Annotated in this window: 2 protein-coding genes and 1 pseudogene; 2 read left to right on the forward strand and 1 reads right to left on the reverse strand. The window is 75.2% G+C overall.

The window, feature by feature from the left end; genetic code table 11:
• The coding region (locus tag ACOV8S_RS04315) for a pectinesterase family protein (RefSeq protein WP_448316186.1) at positions 1-1,020 on the forward strand (1,020 nt) is incomplete at its 5' end.
• A 43-nt stretch (positions 1,021-1,063) separates the two neighbouring features.
• Here ACOV8S_RS04315 and ACOV8S_RS04320 read toward each other — a convergent pair.
• Positions 1,064-1,834: an IclR family transcriptional regulator gene (locus tag ACOV8S_RS04320; protein ID WP_448316187.1), complete on the reverse strand. Its 771-nt coding sequence runs from the start codon at positions 1,832-1,834 to the stop codon at positions 1,064-1,066.
• A gap of 143 nt (positions 1,835-1,977) precedes the next feature.
• On the opposite strand from ACOV8S_RS04320, the pseudogene ACOV8S_RS04325 reads away from it, so the two are divergent.
• Positions 1,978-3,324 (forward strand): annotated as a pseudogene (locus tag ACOV8S_RS04325) (aldehyde dehydrogenase family protein); the annotation flags it as partial.

Here is a 3,324-nt window from a genome sequence, read left to right on the forward strand (position 1 = left end):
CCCGTCGGGCGGGCCCCCCGCCGCACCCGCGCCCGCACCCTGCGCGTCGCGCCGGACGGCACCGGCGACCTCCCCACCGTCCAGGCCGCCGTCGACGCCACCCCCGACCACCCCGACCGGCCCTGGACCGTGCTCCTCGCCCCCGGCACGTACCGCGGGACCGTCACCGTGCCCGAGGCCAAGACGGGCCTCACCCTGCTGGGCGGCACGGGCGACCCCCGCGACACCGTGATCGTGCACGACAACGCCTCCGGCACGCCGAAACCCGACGGCTCCGGCACCTACGGCACCTCCGGCAGCGCGACCTTCACCGCCGTGCCCGACGGGTTCACCGCCCGCCGCCTCACCTTCGCCAACGACTTCCTGCGCGCCGACCACCCGGAGATCACCGCCCAGCAGGCCGTCGCGCTGCGGGTGCTCGGCGACCGGAGCCTCTTCGACCGCTGCCGGTTCCTCGGTCACCAGGACACCCTGCTGACCGACACCCGCCACCGCACCCTCACCGCCCGGCAGTACTTCCATCACTGCCGCACCGAGGGCGACGTCGACTTCGTCTTCGGGCGCGCCACCGCCGTGCACGCCGGCGGCGAGTTCCGCATGCTCGACCGTCCCGTGGACTTCACGCCCCACGGCTTCGTCTTCGCGCCCAGCACCGCGGCCGGGACACCGCACGGCTTCCTCGCCGTGCGCTGCCGCTTCACCAGCTCGGCCCCGGACGGCGCCTACAAGCTCGCCCGGCCCTGGGTGCCGAGCAGCGACCCCACCGCGTGGCCCCGCCTCGTCGTGCGCGACAGCCTGATGGACGCCGGGATCGACGCCGCCCAGCCGTACGCGAACATGCGCGAGCAGTACCCGTGGCAGAGCTTCCTCTTCCGTGAGCACGCCAACCGCGGACCCGGCGCCAGGATCATCGACCCGCAGACGCGGCCGCAGCTGGACGACGCCGAGGCCGAGGAGCACACCGTCGCGGCGTACCTGGGCGACTGGGACGTGCGCGCCGCCCTCCGAGGAGCCGCCTGAGGGGCCCCGCCCGCCCCCTCGGCGGACCGGTGGGCGGCGGGGCTCAGAGCCGGCGGGTGGCCAGGGTGAGCCGGTCGCGGGCGTCGAACAGGGCGTCCACGATGGACTGTTCGTGGGACCCGGTGAGCCGGGCCACCGGTACCGAGCAGCTGATCGCGTCGCGGGCCGGCGTGCGCTGGGGGACCGCCACACCGAAGCAGCGCAGCCCCAGCGTGTTCTCCTCCCGGTCCACCGCGAACCCGCGCTCGCGCACCTGGTGCAGCTCCTCGATCAGCTGCTCCCGGTCGGTGATGGTGTGCTCGGTCAGCGCGGTCAGCGTCCGCGGCAGCAGCTCACGCACCTGCTCGTCGGTGCGGGTGGCCAGCAGTGCCTTGCCGAGCGAGGTGGAGTGCGCCGGCAGACGGCGGCCGACCCGGGTGAAGGGCCGCAGGTAGTGCTGCGACTGACGGGTGGCCAGGTACACCACGTTGGTGCCGTCGAGACGGGCGAGGTGGATGGTCTCCGTGGTGTCGTCGGAGAGCCGGTCCAGGGTCGGCCGCGCCGCCGCCACCACCTCGTCCCCGTCGATGTACGAGGTGCCGACCAGCAGCGCCCGCACCCCGATGCCGTAGCGCGTGCCGGTGGCGTCCGTCTCCACCCAGCCCAGCTCCACCAGCGTGCGCAGCAGCATGTACAGGCTGGACTTCGGGTACCCGACCGCCTCCTGCACGGCCGCCAGGCTGTGCATGCCGGGGAGCTGGGCGAAGTACTCCAGCAACTCCACCGTCCGCACCGCGGACTTGACCTGTGCGCCACCCGTCTCGGCAGTCGACATGCCTCTTGACCCCTTCGAAAGCCCGCAAATAGAGTTCCTGGCATTCATACACAGGAACGCCGTTCAGAATAGCGAACGCACACCGGTCGGCCCCGGCCGTCGCGGCGGACCGGCACACCGGCAGGAACCGGAGGACCCCCACCGTGACCGCAGCACCAGTCTGGAGCGTCGATCCCCGAACCGGGAAGCGCCGGGAGCAGGTCGCCCAGGAGGCGGCACCCGAGGACGTGGACCGCGCCGTACGCGCCGCGCACGGCGCCCGCGCGGCACTCGCCGAACGCCCCGTGCGGGCCGCCCTGCTGCGCACCGCCGCCCGCCTGCTGGACGAGGCGCAGGACGAGGTGGTCGCGACGGCAGACGCGGAGACCGCTCTCGGCGCGCCCCGCCTCACCGGCGAACTGGCGCGCACGACGGCGCAGTTGCGCGCCTTCGCCGACATCGTCGAGGAGGGCGGCTTCCTCGACGTGCACATCGACCACGCCGACGCCACCCGCACCCCGCCGTGGCCCGACCTGCGGCGCTGGAAGGTGCCGCTGGGCGTCGTCGCCGTCTACAGCGCGAGCAACTTCCCGCTCGCCTTCTCGGTGCCCGGCGGCGACACCGCGAGCGCCCTCGCCGCGGGCTGCCCCGTCGTCGTCAAGGCCCACCCGGACCACCCGGCCACCTCCGAACTGTGCGCCTCGCTGCTGCGCCGGGCCGCCGCCCAGGAGGGCCTGCCGGAGGACGTCGTCGTCCTCGTCCACGGCTTCGACGCCGGCGTCGCGCTCGTCGGGCACCCGCTGGTCGCCGCCGCCGGGTTCACCGGGTCGGTGCGCGGTGGCAGGGCGCTGTACGACGCCGCGGCCGCCCGGCCGGCCCCCATCCCCTTCCACGGCGAGCTCGGCAGCCTGAACCCGGTCCTGGTCACCGAGGCGGCCGCGGCCGAGCGGGGCGAGGAGATCGGGGCCGGGCTCGCCGCGTCGATGACCCTGGGCACGGGCCAGTTCTGCACCAAGCCGGGCTTCGCGCTGGTCCCCGAGGGGGCGGCGGGCGACGGCCTGGTCAAGGCGCTCACCGAGGCGGTCGCCGGCGCCCAGGGCGGTGTGATGCTCGACCACCGGATGCGCGAGGCGTTCCTCGCCGGGGCCGCCGAGCGGGCCGCGTTGCCCGACGTCGAGGCGCCGGTGGCTCCCGGCCCGGACGGCGACCACGGCGTCGCGGCGGGCTTCCTGACCGTCCCGGCGAGCCGGCTGGCCTCGGGGAACACCCACGAGGCCCTCCTGGAGGAGTGCTTCGGCCCGGTCACCGTCGTCGCCCGCTACGGGAGCGAGGACGAGGCGATCACCGTCCTGCGCGCCCTGCCCGGGAACCTCACCGCGACCCTCCACCTCGGCGCCGACGAGGCCACCGGCACGGACGGCCGGGGCGCCGCCCTGCTCGCGCTGCTCACGCCGCTGGCCGGCCGCGTCCTGGTCGACGGCTGGCCCACCGGCGTCGCCGTCGCCCCCGCC

The sequence above is a fragment of the Streptomyces sp. CO7 genome, assembly GCF_053474865.1.